Annotated in this window: 17 protein-coding genes; 10 read left to right on the top strand and 7 right to left on the bottom strand. The window is 37.2% G+C overall.

Features of this window, described 5'->3' with window-relative positions; all coding sequences use genetic code 11:
• Positions 1–3: 3 nt before the first annotated feature.
• The 3 genes from tsaB to CH361_RS00510 are packed head-to-tail and all read right to left on the bottom strand — an operon-like array spanning position 4 to position 1,981.
• Entirely contained in the window at positions 4–675 is a 672-nt protein-coding gene (tsaB, locus tag CH361_RS00520) for a tRNA (adenosine(37)-N6)-threonylcarbamoyltransferase complex dimerization subunit type 1 TsaB (RefSeq protein ID WP_100788883.1), read from the bottom strand.
• Complete coding sequence (gene tsaE / locus CH361_RS00515; RefSeq protein ID WP_100788882.1) at positions 672–1,130, bottom strand: tRNA (adenosine(37)-N6)-threonylcarbamoyltransferase complex ATPase subunit type 1 TsaE; 459 nt, start codon at positions 1,128–1,130, stop codon at positions 672–674. The genes tsaB and tsaE overlap by 4 nt, the downstream gene beginning before the upstream one ends.
• Positions 1,127–1,981: an Hsp33 family molecular chaperone HslO gene (locus tag CH361_RS00510; protein WP_100788881.1), complete on the bottom strand. Its 855-nt coding sequence runs from the start codon at positions 1,979–1,981 to the stop codon at positions 1,127–1,129. The genes tsaE and CH361_RS00510 overlap by 4 nt, the downstream gene beginning before the upstream one ends.
• Positions 1,982–2,056: 75 nt before the next feature.
• On the opposite strand from CH361_RS00510, the gene CH361_RS00505 reads away from it, so the two are divergent.
• From CH361_RS00505 to CH361_RS00480, 6 genes are all read left to right on the top strand, one after another.
• Positions 2,057–4,039 carry a beta-galactosidase gene (locus CH361_RS00505; RefSeq protein WP_100788880.1) on the top strand — a complete coding sequence of 661 codons (1,983 nt, stop codon included), beginning with the start codon at positions 2,057–2,059 and terminating at the stop codon, positions 4,037–4,039.
• 23 nt (positions 4,040–4,062) lie between these two features.
• Complete coding sequence (locus tag CH361_RS00500) at positions 4,063–4,953, top strand: LIC_10030 family protein (RefSeq protein WP_100788879.1); 891 nt, start codon at positions 4,063–4,065, stop codon at positions 4,951–4,953.
• A 12-nt stretch (positions 4,954–4,965) separates the two neighbouring features.
• The gene (locus CH361_RS00495) at positions 4,966–5,808 is read left to right on the top strand and encodes an inositol monophosphatase family protein (RefSeq protein ID WP_100788878.1); all 843 of its coding nucleotides are present in this window, start codon (positions 4,966–4,968) and stop codon (positions 5,806–5,808) included.
• 108 nt (positions 5,809–5,916) lie between these two features.
• Positions 5,917–6,492 carry a superoxide dismutase gene (locus CH361_RS00490; protein WP_100788877.1) on the top strand — a complete coding sequence of 192 codons (576 nt, stop codon included), beginning with the start codon at positions 5,917–5,919 and terminating at the stop codon, positions 6,490–6,492.
• A 112-nt stretch (positions 6,493–6,604) separates the two neighbouring features.
• Positions 6,605–7,987, top strand: coding sequence for an anthranilate synthase component I family protein (locus CH361_RS00485; protein ID WP_100788876.1), 1,383 nt, complete (start codon positions 6,605–6,607; stop codon positions 7,985–7,987).
• Positions 7,988–8,032: 45 nt separating this feature from the next.
• The gene (locus CH361_RS00480; RefSeq protein ID WP_100788875.1) at positions 8,033–8,638 is read left to right on the top strand and encodes an anthranilate synthase component II; all 606 of its coding nucleotides are present in this window, start codon (positions 8,033–8,035) and stop codon (positions 8,636–8,638) included.
• Positions 8,639–8,701: 63 nt separating this feature from the next.
• Here the strand turns inward: CH361_RS00480 and CH361_RS00475 are convergent, their stop codons facing one another.
• On the bottom strand, positions 8,702–9,925 hold the full coding sequence (locus CH361_RS00475) for an LIC10025 family lipoprotein (RefSeq protein ID WP_100788874.1): 1,224 nt from the start codon (positions 9,923–9,925) through the stop codon (positions 8,702–8,704).
• Positions 9,900–10,328: a hypothetical protein gene (locus CH361_RS00470; protein ID WP_100788873.1), complete on the bottom strand. Its 429-nt coding sequence runs from the start codon at positions 10,326–10,328 to the stop codon at positions 9,900–9,902. Before CH361_RS00470 ends, CH361_RS00475 begins: the two co-directional genes overlap by 26 nt.
• On the opposite strand from CH361_RS00470, the gene CH361_RS00465 reads away from it, so the two are divergent.
• A complete protein-coding gene (locus tag CH361_RS00465; RefSeq protein WP_244279439.1) occupies positions 10,327–11,238 on the top strand; it encodes an SHOCT domain-containing protein in 912 nt (303 codons plus the stop codon). The two genes, CH361_RS00470 and CH361_RS00465, sit on opposite strands and share 2 nt — an antisense overlap.
• On the opposite strand, the gene cysE is transcribed toward CH361_RS00465, so the two are convergent.
• Positions 11,235–11,951: a serine O-acetyltransferase gene (gene cysE, locus CH361_RS00460; RefSeq protein ID WP_100788872.1), complete on the bottom strand. Its 717-nt coding sequence runs from the start codon at positions 11,949–11,951 to the stop codon at positions 11,235–11,237. The genes CH361_RS00465 and cysE overlap by 4 nt on opposite strands.
• Positions 11,952–12,313: 362 nt before the next feature.
• On the opposite strand from cysE, the gene CH361_RS00455 reads away from it, so the two are divergent.
• The 3 genes from CH361_RS00455 (at position 12,314) to CH361_RS00445 (ending at position 15,412) form a co-directional block, all read left to right on the top strand.
• Entirely contained in the window at positions 12,314–13,243 is a 930-nt protein-coding gene (locus tag CH361_RS00455) for a site-2 protease family protein (RefSeq protein ID WP_208861354.1), read from the top strand.
• On the top strand, positions 13,240–14,637 hold the full coding sequence (locus tag CH361_RS00450) for an NHL repeat-containing protein (RefSeq protein WP_100788871.1): 1,398 nt from the start codon (positions 13,240–13,242) through the stop codon (positions 14,635–14,637). The genes CH361_RS00455 and CH361_RS00450 overlap by 4 nt, the downstream gene beginning before the upstream one ends.
• A 223-nt stretch (positions 14,638–14,860) precedes the next feature.
• Positions 14,861–15,412, top strand: a complete 552-nt coding sequence (locus CH361_RS00445; protein WP_244279437.1) for a hypothetical protein — start codon at positions 14,861–14,863, stop codon at positions 15,410–15,412.
• Between the two features lie 7 nt (positions 15,413–15,419).
• Here CH361_RS00445 and CH361_RS00440 read toward each other — a convergent pair whose 3' ends face one another.
• Positions 15,420–16,613, bottom strand: coding sequence for a DegT/DnrJ/EryC1/StrS family aminotransferase (locus tag CH361_RS00440; protein ID WP_100788870.1), 1,194 nt, complete (start codon positions 16,611–16,613; stop codon positions 15,420–15,422).
• Positions 16,614–16,661 lie beyond the last annotated feature (48 nt).

The raw sequence follows: 16,661 nt of genomic DNA, 5'->3' as shown, positions 1-16,661 counted from the left end.
AATTCATTTTTGATCTACGTAGGTCCCGCGGATGTAATTGGGCAGGAGAGATAAATAGTCGTTTTTATTCTGTTCGGTATTGAAGTATTGTTCCAAACTATACTGTAGTATAGACGAAAGATTAAGCTTTGTCGCTTCAATTTTTATAGCTGTCTCTGGATAAAACTTAGGCAAAGCTCCAGTATAGTACCAATTGTTAGGTGTCCATTCATTGGATTTGATTTTTGATTCAATCGATTCTGGGGTAAGGTCAAAAGATTCGGAAAAACCAATCGGTGTAGAATATTTTGTATAATATTTTCCTTGTTTTCCATCTAAACAGAGAAGGGAAGAACCTGGACTACTATTCTTTTCCTCTAAACCAATCAAATAGGCTTCCAAACTATCGATTCCAAAAACAGGAATTTGCCAAAGTTGTGATAAGTCTCTCGCAGTCGTCACTGTTATGCGAATACCTGTAAAAGATCCGGGTCCATTGGCTACCACGATCAAATCAGGTTTTGTGATATTTGCCTTTTCTAAGGAAATTCGAATCAGTTCTACAAGTTTGTAAGAAGACTCTTTAGGAGTGGTTTCTGTTAGTTCTGATAAAGTTTTTAAACCCAATTCTTTAGAATGACTGGCTACTAAAACCTGAATCCAATCTTGCGTGGTATCAAAATATAGAAGATTCATAAGACCTCAGTTTCTGACCATTCCAAGGTATAGGATCGAAACTCGATGGAGTCAGATTCAATGGATAATAAAATGCGATTGGTTTTCGGTAGATAGGAATCGGCAATCTGCCACCATTCAATCGCTGAAACTCCCTCTTTTCCCCAAATTTCTTCAAATCCTAACTCATCCAGTTCTTGAGCTAATTTGATTCGATATAAGTCAAAATGATACAAGCGAAAGTTAGGCGAATCGTAAATATTGTATAAAGAAAATGTAGGTGAGTTGATGGAACTTTCTGTTCCCATGCGGCTAAACCATTCACGGATAAAGGTGGTTTTACCTGCTCCCATTTCCCCGGATACTAGGATCATAGGGAATTGTTTTTTTTTTAAGAAAGCATTTACCAACTGATCTAAACTTATAAAAACTGGGCCTAACTCGGATTCTCTCAGGGATAGAAAATTTGCCTTCATTGGTTAAAGAATTTCTCCACATCAAAGGAATCAAATTGGTATGCGGTTCGGCAAAACTCACAAGTAATTTCAATTTTTCCAAACTCATCGATGATAGAATCTGCTTCTTGTTTTCCAAGAGAAGCAATGATATCTGCAACTTTATGTCTGGAACAATCACATAAAAATTCTGGGGATTCGTTACTTAAAATTTCTAATTCCGATCCAATTTCTGTTTGTAAGGATTGAAACATTTCATCCAATCCCAAAGCCCAAAACGCTTCCTTTTTCACTAAGGATTGAATTTTAGAATTTAGAAATTGAAAACTTTCCTCTGGTGCATCTGGTAGAGCTTCAAAGAAAATACCTTTCGCAGAAAAATCATTTCCGGGAAAATCAAAAGGAAACACTTCCATACCAACGATCGCTTTAATTTGTTCCGATTCTGTTAGGTATTTGATAAAATTTACTTCAAAGGTATCTTCGACAAGATTGGTATAAGACTGGTAAGTATCAGAATCATAATCCCAACGAATCACTTTCATGATTCCTTGGCCGAGAATGAATTCGTTTCGGATATCTCCTTCTTCAAGGTTTGCAGAATATGCAACTGACTTCATTTTACCATAACGATCACTATAGGCTAATGCTTGTTTATTGGAATCGTCCTTCCATTGGATGCTAACCTTTTGTTGGTTTTTCGTCATCTCTGCAAGAAATAACGAACCCATCATGGTTTTGGAAAGGAATACAGACATTTCTTTATTAAGAGAATGCAGAAACATCGCTTCTTTGGCGGTTTCTGTAAGATCGACTAGAGTAAATCGATAGTGGTGGGTGTTGGATATACCTAAAATAACTTTGTCAGACATTATTTGATTGAAAGGGGTGTTTTCTGATTCAGTCTGTGTCACAAACTAGATTCTGCAATCGCAAAAAGGAAAAATATGATCTTTGGTGCCTGTTATTACCCCGAACATTGGAACCCTGAGGACTGGGATGAAGACCTAAAAATTATGAAAGAAATGGGTCTTTCTTCAGTAAGGCTTGCAGAGTTTGCTTGGGGGATCATGGAACCGAAAGAAGGAAAGTTCGACTTTTCTTTGTTCGATGCTGTTTTGAAGAAAGTCCAGGAACATGGGATGACCGCCATTTTGGGAACTCCCACAGCCACTTTCCCACCTTGGTTGTACAAAAAATTTCCAGAAATTGTTCAGGTTTCCAAAGACGGAATCATTCGAGGGATTGGAACAAGACGCCAAGCTTGTTTCTCTTCCCCTGCTTATAAAAAGGCAACAGAACGAATCGTTACCGCAATGGCCAAACATTTTGGCAATCACCCAGCGGTTGTGGGTTGGCAGATCGACAACGAACCGGGGCATGAAGGGTCGGATTTGGATTATTCACCTCTTGCCTTAAAAAATTTTCGTGTTTGGCTGAAAAACAAATACAAAACATTAGATTCGCTTAACAAACGTTGGGGGAATGTATTTTGGGGAGTTATCTATTCCGACTGGAATGAAATTCCAGTACCAGCAGCCCATGTATCCAGTGATTTTAATCCGGCAATGATCCAGGATTATTATAGATTCCAATCAGATGAGTTAGTTTCCTACATCCATTTCCAAGCAGACATTTTACGTAAATATAGTAAAAACAAACCTCTGACAACAAACCTCTATCCTTCTCCATTTTTACCGGTGACAGATATGTCTGAATTATTTTCCAAATTGGATTATGTGTCTTGGGACAATTATCCTGTTTGGGGGAACCAACAAGAACCATACCCTCATCCTTTGGTTTCTGCGACCCAACAATACTCGCGTGGTTTAAAAAACAAACCTTACACGGTAATGGAACAATTCTCAGGAGTACAGGGACATACTACTTTAGGTTATCTTCCACCCCCTGGTCAAATTGGACTTTGGTTGACCCAAGCCATTGTGAATGGAGCCGATCAAATTTATTTCTTTCGTTACCGCACAGCTCGTTTTGGCCAGGAACAACTTTGTTACGGAATTTTGGATCATGGAAAAAGAAAAACCGCCAAATACTTTGAATTACAAAAAACCATTCAAGATATCAGTGAGTTTGCGAACGATGTAGCAGATTCGCCTTACAAAGCAGAGGTGGCAATTCTCCATGATATTGACAATTCTAGAAATTATAAACACCAGCCGTTAAGTGATGGTTTAAAATTCGAACCGGTACCTTTTGCACAAGTCGGTTATGATATTGAGGTTGCTACTTGGTTTGCCGGAACCAATGTTTTAAATGTAAATACACATTCCTTATCTGTGAATGCAAATAATGATTGGTCGGACTATAAAGTTCTTACCCTTCCTTTATATACAATGTTCGATCCCAAAATCGTAGATAAACTAAAGTCTTATGTGGCAAATGGCGGAACTTTGGTTTTGGGATATCGGGCTGGAATTAAAGACAAAGACCACTGGATGGTAGAAGAGCCAGTTCCTGGCGTGTTTGGAGAACTCGCTGGGGTGGAGGTGTTTCAGTTTGAAGCGCCGGCAACAGATAAGGTCGGAATTCGTATGGGAATTTTACCACTCAAAGGTTCCAAATTTTGCGAAATTCTAGAACCGACCACAGCTAAGGTTGTGGCAAAATATAATGATTCCAAAAAGTTTTACTCGGGAAAAGCAGCGGTTACGGTGAATTCCTATGGAAAAGGAAAAGTTTATTATGTGGGAACTTCTTTAACTCCTGAAAGTTTTATCCTTTTGTACCGAAAGATATTAAAAGAGGCCGGTGTAAAATTTGGTTTTCTTGGCGGAACGATAGAACGCCATTATCGCGAAGGAAAACAGTTTAATTACGAAATTACAATGAACCACTCTCCGAAACATAAATTGGCAGGACTTTCGATTTTAAAACCTTTTGGTTATAAAATCAAAAGAATACAAAAATAGAATTTCTTATTTGAAAATCAAAAATGAAAGTACAAGATTATCAATCAATCAATCGGATTCTGAACGAAACATCCGCCAAAAATAAACCAGGTGAAATTTATGTGGATAACTTACATTCACCATACATCCAGTTTCCAGATCGATTTGTAATCCCGGGGTCTTCTGTCACACAACCAGAGTTTGGTGATATTAAAGACTTTGTGCAAACAGTTCTCAAATATATTCCAGAAGCCATAGAGGGAACTTGTCTGTTACCGGAACCGAGACCGAAAAGAGAAACAGGAAAATTGTTTTTTGTAAGGCCTATGATTTTTGGGTCTTCTCGGTTTTTATATGTTTTTTCAGTAGATATGTTGTATTTGGGTGGGGCCAAGTCAGAAGAAATCAAAAAACCTGGTTCCCAAAATATGACACCGTCTATCATTACGGATCGTTTGTATTTCCAAGTCAAAATCATCCATCTTCATTCCACTTTGGAAGAGGGGGAGAATATCACAGACTTTCAAGCAAAACGATTCCAAGGCGGAATTTTTCGTGTTGAATCGGAGAAGGATTCAAACAAACCCATTCGTAGGTTTTCTGAAATTTTTGATGAAATTGATTTTTCAGAAACGGAATCTAAAATCCGAGAGGAACTGGGAATCACTCCTGAAATTTGGAAATTGGGAAGAATTTATAGTCCGATTGGTATTGATTATTTGTCTTTATCTTTGCGGTTTTTAATTCCTAGTCTGCCAAAAACCATTAAGCAGTTTCGAAACTTTTATCCCATTCTCACGGAAACTGACGCGGGAATTCCAGAGGAAACTTTAAATAAGTATCACGAGTATCTTTCCTCATTTGAAGTGGAAAGAACACAGTCGAAGTCCGGAAATATTTTATGGAAAATCATTCAAAAATCTTCTGACAATTAAAAAGTAGGTAATATGGGCATATCTTCACCAACCATTAGTTTCCCCATTGATGAAACCATCAAACGGATCGAATACGTAAAAGCCAATGCTATGGGAATCATCCATGAAGCAAAAAAAATCCAAAGGGAAGTATCTTCCGTTCGTTCGGAAACAGATGCTGATGAAAAAGAAAGGATCGATTCTGCCGATGGTAAGTTAGGTGACATACTCATTCGATTTTTGCAAAAGTCTTTTCCAAAAGACGGGATTATTTGCGAAGACAAACCAACCATTGACGGTGGAGATTTTAAATGGGTTTTGGATCCAGTGGATGGGTCTATGAATTTTGTGCGCGGCCTTCCTTTGTATGCCATTTCCTTTGGATTAGAACACAGGGAAACACCGGTGGGCGGAGTTGTCATCGTCCCCCCACAAGAGTCTGTTTATTCTGCTGTGATGGGCGAAGGTGCTTATAAAAACGGAGAACAAATCCGAACTTCTCGAATTTCGGAACTCAATCGTGCGATCTTTTCACCGAACCTTCCCACAAAACGAGCTCATATGATCCAAGAAATTATGGCAGACCTTTCTGGATTTTTAACTTATGCAAGATCCTTTCGCAGAACTGGCTCCTTTGTTTTGGATGCTTGTTTCATTGCGGAAGGTGTGATGGATGCCATTTGGGAGAAAACTGTCAAACATTGGGACGTTTCAGCCATTTCTGTGATTTTAACGGAAGCGGGTGGGAAATTGACTGATTTAAATGGAGTTCATTATTATACAGGACTTCCGGAGTTAGTGGCTTCTAACGGAGTTTTACATTCGGAAATTTTAAATTTATTAAAGACAGTTCGTTCTACAGTCAGTCGAAATTAATAGAGGGGAACGGTTAGAATCGTTCTACTTTTTTAGTTTACGATTTGCTTTTGCGATCCATACTAGATAGAAAATACAATTACACTGAAATCCATCAGGAGACCAACCATGGAACATAAACTCCCAGAACTTCCTTATGCAAAGGATGCACTTCTTCCCCATATTTCACCGGAAACTTTAGAGTTTCATTATGGAAAGCACCACCAAACTTACGTTACAAACTTAAATAACCTAATCAAAGGTACTGAGTTTGAAAACTCTAGCTTAGAAGAAATTGTAAAAAAATCTTCCGGCGGGATTTTTAACAATGCGGCACAAATTTGGAACCATACTTTCTACTGGCATTCCCTTTCCCCAAAAGGTGGCGGGGCTCCTACTGGTGCTGTGGCTGATCTCATCACAAAGTCTTTTGGATCTTTTGATGCTTTTAAGGAAAAATTTTCGCAATCGGCAATTACCAATTTTGGATCTGGATGGACTTGGCTTGTCAAAAAAGGTGACGGTGTTGAAATCGTGAACACAAGCAATGCTGGAAGCCCTTTAAAAGACGGACTCCAATCTTTGTTAACGATTGATGTGTGGGAACATGCTTATTATATCGATTTCCGTAATGCTCGACCAAAATATGTAGAAGCATTCTGGAATTTAGTAAACTGGGATTTCGCAAATCAAAATCTAAAGTAATTACGGATCCAAAACGGGTACCACGAAAGGCAGGCTCCGGAATCCGGTCCCTGCCTTTTTTATTTCATTAAAAGATTCAAAATGAATCTTGGTAACTAATACAGAGTTTTTTATGAGCCAAACACTTCCGAAAATCAAGATCCCGAAAAAACCCAATTACACTTCCTTAGTTTTGCCAGAAGGAGTAGAGTTTTGGGAGCTCTTTCGGGTCATTGAGGCAAAATACGAAAACTGTTTTTTACTCGAATCCGCTGGTGATAACCAATACGATTCGCGGTATTCCGTGATCGGTTTCCAACCTTCCCATCTCATTTTGGGAGAACCGGGTGTTTTAGAAATTGATGGAAAAAAATATTCCGTTGAGAATCCATATTTTGCTTTAAGAGAACTTACTGATTACAATTCGCTAAGCATTAGTTATGCGGGTGGATTTGTAGGATACTTGGGGTATCAAAGTATGCAATTCTTTGAACCCAAATTGAAACTAGAACCCCATCCTGATTTTCCGGCAATGATTTTCGGACTGTATTTGGATGGACTCATTTACGATAAATTTACAGGTGAATTGATTTATTTTGATAACGGAACCAATCGTAGCGAAGAAGTGAATCAAATCTTAAGTCTTGCACAAGGCCAAAAATCAGAGAAACCAAAAGTAAAGGTTTCTTTATTACAAGCAGGGTTATCCAAAGAAGTTCATAAACAAATGGTGGAAGAGGCTTTGGAAGAAGTCAAAGCAGGAAATACCTTCCAATGCCAAATTGGATTTGAAGAAGTTTACAGTGTAGACGGAAACCCACTAGCCATTTACGAAACTTTACGAGAAATCAATCCATCGCCTCATATGTATTATGTGAAGTTTGGAACTCGAGCCATTTTGGGTGCAAGTCCAGAGTTACTCTTTCGATTGCGACAAGGAGAAATGGAATCTTTTCCATTGGCTGGAACTACAAGACGAGGAGCAGATGCAAAAGAAGATACACTCCTTGCTCGTAAATTATTAACAGATCCCAAAGAAATTGCGGAACACAATATGCTCATAGATCTTCATCGCAATGATGTGGGACGAGTTGCAAAATTTGGAACAGTCAAAGTAAGAAGACGTTTTGATGTAAAAAGATTTTCACATGTCCAACATATCTCCAGTGAAGTGGTGGGAATTCTTTCTTCCAAAGAAGATATGTTTTCGGGACTTGCTTCTTCCTTTCCTGCGGGAACCCTTTCTGGGGCACCAAAAATTGAATCGATGAAAATCATTGAACGAATCGAGAAATCACCACGTGGTCCTTATGGGGGAGCTGTGGGGAGTTTTGGTTTGAATGGTGATTGTACTTTTGCAATTCCCATTCGTAGTTTTTTTGTAAATGGAAACAAAGGTTTTGTTCGAGCTTCTGGCGGGATTGTTTTTGATTCCAAACCAGAGGATGAATACCAAGAAATCATCAACAAAATGGCATCTGTTCGCAAAGCATTGGATTTACACCAATCATCCTAACGGATTGGAAACAAAACATTCACCGAAAAAGGAGACCAAAACATTATGAAAGTTCTCATCTTAGATAATTATGATTCATTTACCTTCAATCTGTACCAAATTGTGGGAGAAATTTTAGAGGAAAGGGAAGAACCATTCCAATTAGATGTCATCCGAAATGATGAAAAATCTTTTGAAGTCATCAAATCAGCTAACTATGATAAGATTATTATTTCTCCAGGTCCTGGTCATCCGGCAGATCCTGCTTATTTTGGAGTGAGTGCTGATATTCTAAAAGAACTTGGTAAAACGACTCCGGTGCTTGGAATCTGTCTTGGTATGCAAGGAATGGCAACAGTGTTTGGTGGGGAAGTGGTTCGTGCGAATGTTGCCATGCACGGAAAACTCTCTCCTATCGAACATGATGGAAAAGGTGTTTTTCAAGGTCTCACTCAAGGAATTGAAATTATGCGATACCATTCACTTGTGGCAAAAGAAAGTTCTCTTCCCAAAGACTTAGAAATTACGGCACGAGTTTTCTCGGGAGAAGGGAAGGGAGAAATTATGGGACTACGACATAAAACCTTCAAAATTGAAGGGGTCCAGTTTCATCCTGAATCTTTTGGATCAGAAGAGGGGAAAGATCTACTTAGAAATTTTATTAATTCCTAATCCAATTCTGTTTATCGTTGCAATCAATCCAACCTAGATCAGAAAAATCTAGGTTTTTGCACATTATTTTAAATCTCTTAACATAGCCTCTTCCCAAGAGGCAAAAAAATCAAAGTCGTTACTGGCTTTTTGAGAATCATCACCACCAAACAGAGAAAAACGTTTTCTTTTGGTTTCGTTATAGGTGGTGATTGTATTGATTTGTCCGTTTGCTTTTTTTTTAAAAGTAGCGTGAATTTGGGAACCACCTCTACCTTGTGTTCCTTGGATGAGTAAGATAAAAAACTCATTAAAGTATTCATCCATATTACCTGGAATAAAAAAGTTTACAAAACCTTGTGGAATGACATAGAAAAAATTTCCATTAATTTCTTTTTTTCCAATCCGTACAAATTGTCCGTCGAGTGTATCTGTTTGTTTTTCAAAGTTTGTTTTTAGTTTATATTCTAGGTTTTGGATTTTTACGGTGATTCCAAATGATCTGATTTCAACATCTCCTAAGAATCGAATTTCTTTCGGTGATTGAAAGTAATCTATTGGAGGATTCACAGGAAAATGAAATTGGATGGTTTTTCCTTGGTTTGTGATTTTTAATTTATGAGTTGGATTGAATTTATCCCAGATTTCCAGATTTAGTTTGGTTTTTTCTAAACGAGAACCTGTTCGTTGGTAAAAACCTGGAAATTTTGTTTTTGTGTCTTCATTGATCGTAAATTCTAAAGTATGCCATTCTGCATTTTCAGTCACATGGCATTGCATCGCAGCACAGAGAAATTGTAGATTTTCAGAAGATGATTTTAATGATTGATAGGCATTATGATCATTGATAGCTAAAGCAAAATCATGGAACCACTTAAAAAAGTCTCTCGGTTGGTAACCATTGAGTTTATGAATGATTTTTCTTTCCACTGCATAGATCTCACGTTCTTCCCAAAGTTTAGGAGTAAATGTTACTTTGGCTAAGTAATCATATTTGGTTGGGTCGGATTCGTTCCAATGAAGGTTCCAATTCTGTTGGTTGTCAATGTTACCTGATAGAGAAAGGAAGGGATAACCTTCTGGTGTTTTTTGTAATAGTGATTCGTTTTCTTCACTAAGACTTCCGGCAAGCGCTGAAAAATAAACGTCATTTTTGGAAGTGGATTTAATCGAACGTTGGAGGTGGTCGTAACCTTTCCAAAATTGATAATAATTTTCATTTTTCTGAAAACAATTAGAAATGCTAATAAAGATAAATGTAAAAAAGAAAATTCTTTCTAACTTATAATTCTTTTTTAAGAATGCCATATATTTCTTGGATGAGATCTTCATTCATTTCTTCCTGATAGGATGAAGAAATCATTTTGCCTGATTTGTTAAATATTCGTAAATAAGACTCGCCTTTGTTTAGACCTAGGGATAGGTTCCCTTTGCGGTCTAAAAGAATACTTTCGTATTGTTTTGTTTTGGATTCTTCCAAATAATCTTCTACGAGTTTGTTTGTTTCACGAAAATCTAGATACAGAAGGAAATGGACTTTGGAACTGTCTTTCCAGAGCAAATTTTGCATTTTCCAATAAAGTTTTCGGCCCTGTTTGCGGCAAAGTTCTAGGTCACGAAGAAAACAACCCATAAGCACAACAGGTTTTCCTTTGACCGACTCATCAGAATACGATTGCCCATATTGATCCTTCATGTGAAACTGTGGCATGGACTCTGCTTTCCACTCTTCTGTGGATAAAAAGACTAATGCCACTAGAAAGAATACTACTGGGTACACGTTTTTTAACGTATTCATAATTTCATTAACGGCAATTTCGAAATATTCCTTTCTTCTCATTCTCTTTTTTATTTCTAATTGTGGCAGTTTTACTAACAAAATCAAACTCATTGATTCTTCTGCATCACTAGCATTTTTTGAAGTGGAGGAAGAGGAGTGGAGAACAATTTTTCCAAATGAAATTTCCAAACTTACTATCAATTCAAAAAATTTTATAGAACTACCAAATGTTTTAAAATCCATTCAATACAAACGAGGTGTCCTTGCTTATGAAGATTGGGACGTTCTTGTTCCTGATTCTTATCTTCCAGAAATAGAAAAGTTTGCCGAAAAGGTCAGTATAAGCAAAGAATCTAAAGTTTATCTTTGTATCTTTAAGTTGGATGATATTCTGTCCCCAAATGTCAAAATTTTAAAAACTAGTTTTTACATTTTAAGCACTGAAGATGGTTTGGTTTTATTATTTCATGAGATAAATACAAACATCAGTTTTCAAACGCAGTATTCTTTTGAAGACTGGGTGATTTTTCATCCTACAGCGATTAAACCGATTTATAGGCCTGAACTTTTGCTGAGAGACAAACAACATACGAGTTTGTTTAAAGATAAATTGGCAACGAAGAATATTATTTATGGCAATGTGGTTGTGTTTGATATTCCTAGTTTGATTCCAAACCCTCCATTATTTCGATACCCTAAAGAGGATGAAATTTCTGCGCCAACCGAACAGTGGAAATCAGTTCCAGAAAAATTAAAAGCTTTAGAAGAAATGCGGAAAAACAAACTGATCACCGATGAAGAATACAATCGGAAAAAAACAGAACTACTGAAAGAATTTTAAATTCCATCTCCGTGGATGAATTCCTGGATGAAACGATCATCTTCGGGAATGTCCGTTGAAGATTTTTCCATCAGTTGTTGTTTCTCATATAGTTTGTTTATGAGCTGTTGTTGGGTTTCCACCTTCTCTAACAATACAGAAAAAACTTTCGCAATTGGATCTGGCATTTGGTTGTGTTCTAACATTTGTTCCATACTGTCCGAAGCCACATCACCTGCTTTGACCACTTTACCAGGAATTCCAACAACTGTACAACCAGCGGGAACGTTTCGCATAACAACGGATCCAGCTCCAACTCGAACATGATCCTCAACGGTGATGTTTCCAAGAATTTTTGCACCGGCTCCAATCACCACATTTTTGCCGATCGTTGGGTGGCGTTTGCCTGATTCCTTTCCGGTTCCGCCAAGGGTGACTCCTTGAAAGATAAGAGAACCAGATCCTACAATGGCTGTTTCTCCAATCACAACCCCCGATCCATGATCAATAAAAACACCTGGAGCAATTTTGGCACCCGGATGGATGTCGATTCCTGTTAAAAATCGGCTAATGTAATTCACAAGCCTAGGGATGATAGGTAATCTAAGTTTATAGAGTAAATGTGCGAATTTATGAAGCCATAATGCATGCAAACCAGGATAACAAAGAATAATTTCCAAATAGGATTTGGCTGCTGGGTCAAACTTTTTGATGATTTTAATATTTTCGAACATTGATTAGCTGGTTTTCTGTTTAATGATTAGACGAGTTAATTTTTCTAAGAGTTAGGAAAGATGCAAAGGGAAATGAGACAATTTCTCCGTACAAAAAATCCACTTGTTCAATGGATTCTGAAGACCGATTCCAAAGGAAGAAAATTTTAATCAATCGACCTTTCTAAATAGATATGATCTTGGCTAAAATGATCGGAAATGACACAGAATTTCCAAAGGAAATTCAGGAAGGAACGAGTGTCTGAATGAAGTTCAGATGTTATGAACGAATCAAATTTCCTTTCAGGACTTACTTTCTAATTGATCCCAAAGTTAGGTTCCATAATCTTTCAAGTAGAAATAAATTTCTAGGCTCTCCTACTTTGGAATCAAAAAAAAAAATACATATCTTATTATTCCTTCTTACTTTTTTTACTTTAACATATTCGGATATATTTTTGAATCCGCAAGTTCCACAGACATTAGAGAATTATAAACTAATGTTTTTTGAAAACTGGCCCTATTCTACTTCTTTGTTATTCATTCTTTTGGCCCATGAAATGGGGCATTATTTGCCTGCTAGGTACTATGGAGTCAGAGCTACTTTGCCTTATTTCATTCCGTTGCCAGTGGGTCCCATTGGAACTATGGGTGCGGTCATTCAAATCAAAGAACCAATTCCAGATAAAAAGATACTTTTTGACATTGGTGTTGGGGGCCCTGCAGCAAGTTTGTTTTTGTCTGTAATTGCTTGGTTAGTGGGAATTAGTCTTTCGAAAGTAATGGAAATACCTCCTGGTTTTGACCGGTCAGGTTTTTTGTTTTTTGGAGACAGTCTTTTTACATACCTTACCACTCAATGGATTCATGGACCCATTGATTTTTCTACTATGGATATCCAAGCTCATCCGCTTGCGAAAGCTGGTTGGGTAGGACTACTCATTACTGCAGTAAATTTATTACCTTTTGGTCAATTGGATGGTGGCCATGTCATTTATTCTATGTTTGGTGAAGGTTATAGAAAGTGGATCCATCGTTTGTTTGTATTGTTTTTAATATTCACCTTGATTCATTTTACATGGTTACTTTGGGGTTTTATCATTTACTTTGTGGTTAAGGTAGAACATCCATTTATACGAGATTCTATTTCAGGAATTGGAAAATTTCGTTTTTATTTTGGGCTTTCGATGTTAGTAACATTCCTAATTATTTTTGTTCCAAAGCCAATTATCTTGGGCTCAGAATTGAATGATTCCTCTTTACTGACGGATATTTTTCGTCTGATATCAGATAACATTAGGTTGGATTTATGATTCGTTTTTTAATTTTATTATTATTTTTATTATGTGGTTTGAGCGCGCAAGAGAGCAAAGAATACAAACTCACTGACAAAGCCTATGGTCTTGCTTGGGACGGAGTCAATTTCTGGTACATTGATACCAATCGCCGTGCTATCATCAAAATCAATGAAATTGGTGAGCAGGAAATATTTAACTTAGGTTTGGCGAATCTTCGTGGAATCAGTTTTGATTCTAGGGAAGGGAAACTCCTTGTTGTGGCCCCAAAACAAATTTTAAAATTGGATCCCAATTCTGGTGGTATCACTGACAAAATTCAAATTCCACTTTCGAATGTGGCTGGGATTGCCAGTGTCGGGAATTACTACTATATCCTGGATTTAGATTCAGGTAAGGTTCAAATTTACGACCAGTCTTCCTCTCTTTTGATCGGTGGTTTTTTTACTGATAGAACTCGTCCACGGGATATCTGTTATGGAAGGGACTCCTTATGGATTTCAGATTCAGCTGACAATAGTATCTATCGTTATGATACAAAAACAGGAAAAATTACCGGATCCATCAAAACAAATCTTCGTTCCGTGCGCGGAGTTTTACTGAGTGGCTCCAAACTGTGGGTAGTCGATCGCGAAAATAAAGAAATCAAAAATATTCCCTTCATTGAAACGGAACGTTTTATTGCTTCTGGTGAAGAAGAATATAATTTAGAAGTTTCTTTAAAATTTAAATTGGATTCAGTTTCTTTATCTAAAGCACAGATTGCCATCCTTCATCCCCCATCCAACGAACAACAGAGGATTCGATCGGTTAAATTTTCCGATACAGCCTACCAACCTTCCTTCATCCAAAGGAATCGAGTGCATTTAAAGAAATTATCCATTGAGGATTTACCGGGAGAACAAATTGTTAAGTATAAGTTTTCCTCGAAAAATCAATTTATTAAATATTATGTAAACGATGAATATCTAGATAAGGATGCAGTCTATCCGGGAGATGTAACTCCTTACTACGAAAAAGCTAATGAAGAATTAAAACTTCTACCTAGAGATTATTTGGATGCAATTTATCAGGGAAGACAAACAAGCATTAGTATTAACGATTTTAAAGATAAAATGAAAGAAATTGGTGTTCCGACCCAACCCTTCCGAATGATTCGTTTTGAAAAGGGAAAACCAAAATCCATTCAAGACTCTTTATCCATTTTTCTTTTGAGTTATGGCTGGATTCCTATTGCTGACTTGGGTCTTGGAACTAATACAGACAAACGGTATTTTGAAAAAAAAGAGTCAGATCTAATTTTATACCAAAGTTTAAACTTTAAATCTTCGGTTTCTCCGGTATACTTCCGTAAGGATGTTAATTCGGAATGGGAAAATTTACCTGCAGAAATTACTTATAAAATTAAGTAGAGTTTCGTTTCTATTTTTAATTGCTTGTTCGGCGTTTGATTATCAAACCCATTCTTGGATTGGTAACAAAACGATCGAACGAGAGAATAAACTGAAAAAATTGGTAGATTCTACTTGGGTCCATTTTCCAAAAATAGGATTGCACTGCGAAAATAAAATTTCTTATCATAGATTCTTTTGTAAAATTCAAACCATTTTAAGTTTTCGAAAACTTTCCGAGTATTTGGGTATTGAGATTTTTTTATCTGGTCCACACTCAAAATATTATTTAGAATTGAACTCTCAGTCTGAGTTCGGCCATTACAATCCAGAATTCCCCTTGAAACTACGAGAGTATCTTTTACCAGCCAAAACAAATCCATCGTTATATAAATTAACTTTACCAATTTATGAAAGTTTTATTCGGAACACAGCGCGTGAATTTTTTATTATTTATCAAAAACTGGATTCTAATCCAAAATTCTTTAGGAAAGAAGCAGATCGTTATTTATTGTTAGTGGAAGAAAATAGATTAGATCCTTATTATTTAGATCGATTTATTTTGTTTTTATATCCTGCTTTTACTGATAACGAAGATCCCGAGGAAGCTTCTCGATTTGTTTATAAAAAAGGAGATGAAACCATTGATGCACAGGTGGTGAAAGAACTTGTGGGTTTTTGGATTCGTAGAAAAGCAGACGGTACGGATACCGAATTTGTTTTGGGACTTGTTGAGTTGTTAAAATTATACGATTCGGAATTTTATCAAAACCGAATCGTTTCCAGATCGAATTAGTTAAGAGTTAACCAAGAATTTCTTTAACAGCATCAATTACATCTTTTTCATCGGATTTTGTCATACCGGCAAATAGAGGTAATGAAACCGACCTGTCATACATAGAACAAGCATTTGGATATTCCTTTCTATTGTATTGGAATGTCTTTTTGTAATAAGGATGTTCGAAGATAGGGATGAAATGAAGGCTTGTTCCTATGTTTCTTTCCTTTAATTCTTCTACTAAACTATCACGCCCGACTTTTGCAATTTTTGGATCCACTTCAATGCGATAGAGATGCCAACTATGGATTCCGTTTGTATCTTCTTTGGGAAGTTTGATTCCTTTGATAGGACTAAACTCTTGGTTGTAATGTTTGGCAATTTCTGTTCTGCGTTCCCAAAATCCATGAGATTCTTTTAATTGAACGACACCCAAAGCTGCAGCGATGTCTGTCATATTGTATTTATAACCTGCATCAACGACTTCATAGTACCAACCAGGTCGGTTAAACGCATCACGGTTAATTCCATGGAGTCGCATTTTTCGAATTCGTTCTGCGGCCTCTTTATGAGCAGTGGTGACCATCCCCCCTTCTCCTGTGGTAATTCCTTTTGTTGCGTAGAAACTAAATACGGTAAAATCACCCCAAGTTCCGATCATTTTGTTTTTATGAACTGCGGGGAATGCATGGGCGGCATCTTCAATTACATATAAATTGTATTCTTTCGCAATTGCCATCAGACCTTCCATATCACAAGTATAACCAGCTAAGTGAACCGGAAGGATGGCTTTGATTTGTTTGCCTGTTTTTTTACTTCTTAGTTCTTTCCCGTTCCATTTGCATTTGGATTCGATGGTTTGACGCAAGGTTTCCGGAGTCATCAAATTGTGAATGGGATCTACATCTGTAAGAATGGGTTCGGCCCCAAAATAACAAATCACTTCCGTGGTCGCGGTAAAGGTAATGGAACTGGTGATGGCGGCATCATTTGCAGTCATTCCAATTGCTTCTAAAGCTAAATGTAAGCCTGCCGTTGCTGAATTGACAGCAATGGTTTCTTTACTTCCCACAAAGTCACCAAACTCCATCTCGAATTGTTTGACTTTTGGGCCTGAGGTGACCCAGCCTGAGCGGAGGACTTGGGCTACTTCTTCAATCGCATCTTCCGAAATGGAAGGAAGCGCAAATGGTAGGAAAGTTTTGCGAGATGTGAGCATATTCATTTATACGACATAATTCGGAAAATATTTCCAGTCTTTTCCGCT

The organism is Leptospira brenneri (assembly GCF_002812125.1).
Classification (GTDB): Bacteria; Spirochaetota; Leptospiria; order Leptospirales; family Leptospiraceae; genus Leptospira_A; species Leptospira_A brenneri.
Note: the sequence above shows the minus strand (reverse complement) of the source record. Positions and strands in the feature narration are given on the sequence as shown.

Excerpts from the sequence above, each read along its gene's own strand:
- CH361_RS00480 (WP_100788875.1), top strand. The coding sequence starts at position 8,033 with ATGAAAGTTCTCATCTTAGATAATTATGATTCATTTACCTTCAATCTG.
- CH361_RS00510 (WP_100788881.1), bottom strand. The coding sequence starts at position 1,981 with ATGTCTGACAAAGTTATTTTAGGTATATCCAACACCCACCACTATCGA.
- cysE (WP_100788872.1), bottom strand. The coding sequence starts at position 11,951 with ATGTTCGAAAATATTAAAATCATCAAAAAGTTTGACCCAGCAGCCAAA.
- CH361_RS00505 (WP_100788880.1), top strand. The coding sequence starts at position 2,057 with ATGATCTTTGGTGCCTGTTATTACCCCGAACATTGGAACCCTGAGGAC.
- CH361_RS00465 (WP_244279439.1), top strand. The coding sequence starts at position 10,327 with ATGGACTCTGCTTTCCACTCTTCTGTGGATAAAAAGACTAATGCCACT.
- CH361_RS00495 (WP_100788878.1), top strand. The coding sequence starts at position 4,966 with ATGGGCATATCTTCACCAACCATTAGTTTCCCCATTGATGAAACCATC.
- tsaE (WP_100788882.1), bottom strand. The coding sequence starts at position 1,130 with ATGAAGGCAAATTTTCTATCCCTGAGAGAATCCGAGTTAGGCCCAGTT.
- CH361_RS00490 (WP_100788877.1), top strand. The coding sequence starts at position 5,917 with ATGGAACATAAACTCCCAGAACTTCCTTATGCAAAGGATGCACTTCTT.
- tsaB (WP_100788883.1), bottom strand. The coding sequence starts at position 675 with ATGAATCTTCTATATTTTGATACCACGCAAGATTGGATTCAGGTTTTA.
- CH361_RS00485 (WP_100788876.1), top strand. The coding sequence starts at position 6,605 with ATGAGCCAAACACTTCCGAAAATCAAGATCCCGAAAAAACCCAATTAC.
- CH361_RS00440 (WP_100788870.1), bottom strand. The coding sequence starts at position 16,613 with ATGCTCACATCTCGCAAAACTTTCCTACCATTTGCGCTTCCTTCCATT.
- CH361_RS00470 (WP_100788873.1), bottom strand. The coding sequence starts at position 10,328 with ATGCCACAGTTTCACATGAAGGATCAATATGGGCAATCGTATTCTGAT.
- CH361_RS00450 (WP_100788871.1), top strand. The coding sequence starts at position 13,240 with ATGATTCGTTTTTTAATTTTATTATTATTTTTATTATGTGGTTTGAGC.
- CH361_RS00475 (WP_100788874.1), bottom strand. The coding sequence starts at position 9,925 with ATGGCATTCTTAAAAAAGAATTATAAGTTAGAAAGAATTTTCTTTTTT.
- CH361_RS00500 (WP_100788879.1), top strand. The coding sequence starts at position 4,063 with ATGAAAGTACAAGATTATCAATCAATCAATCGGATTCTGAACGAAACA.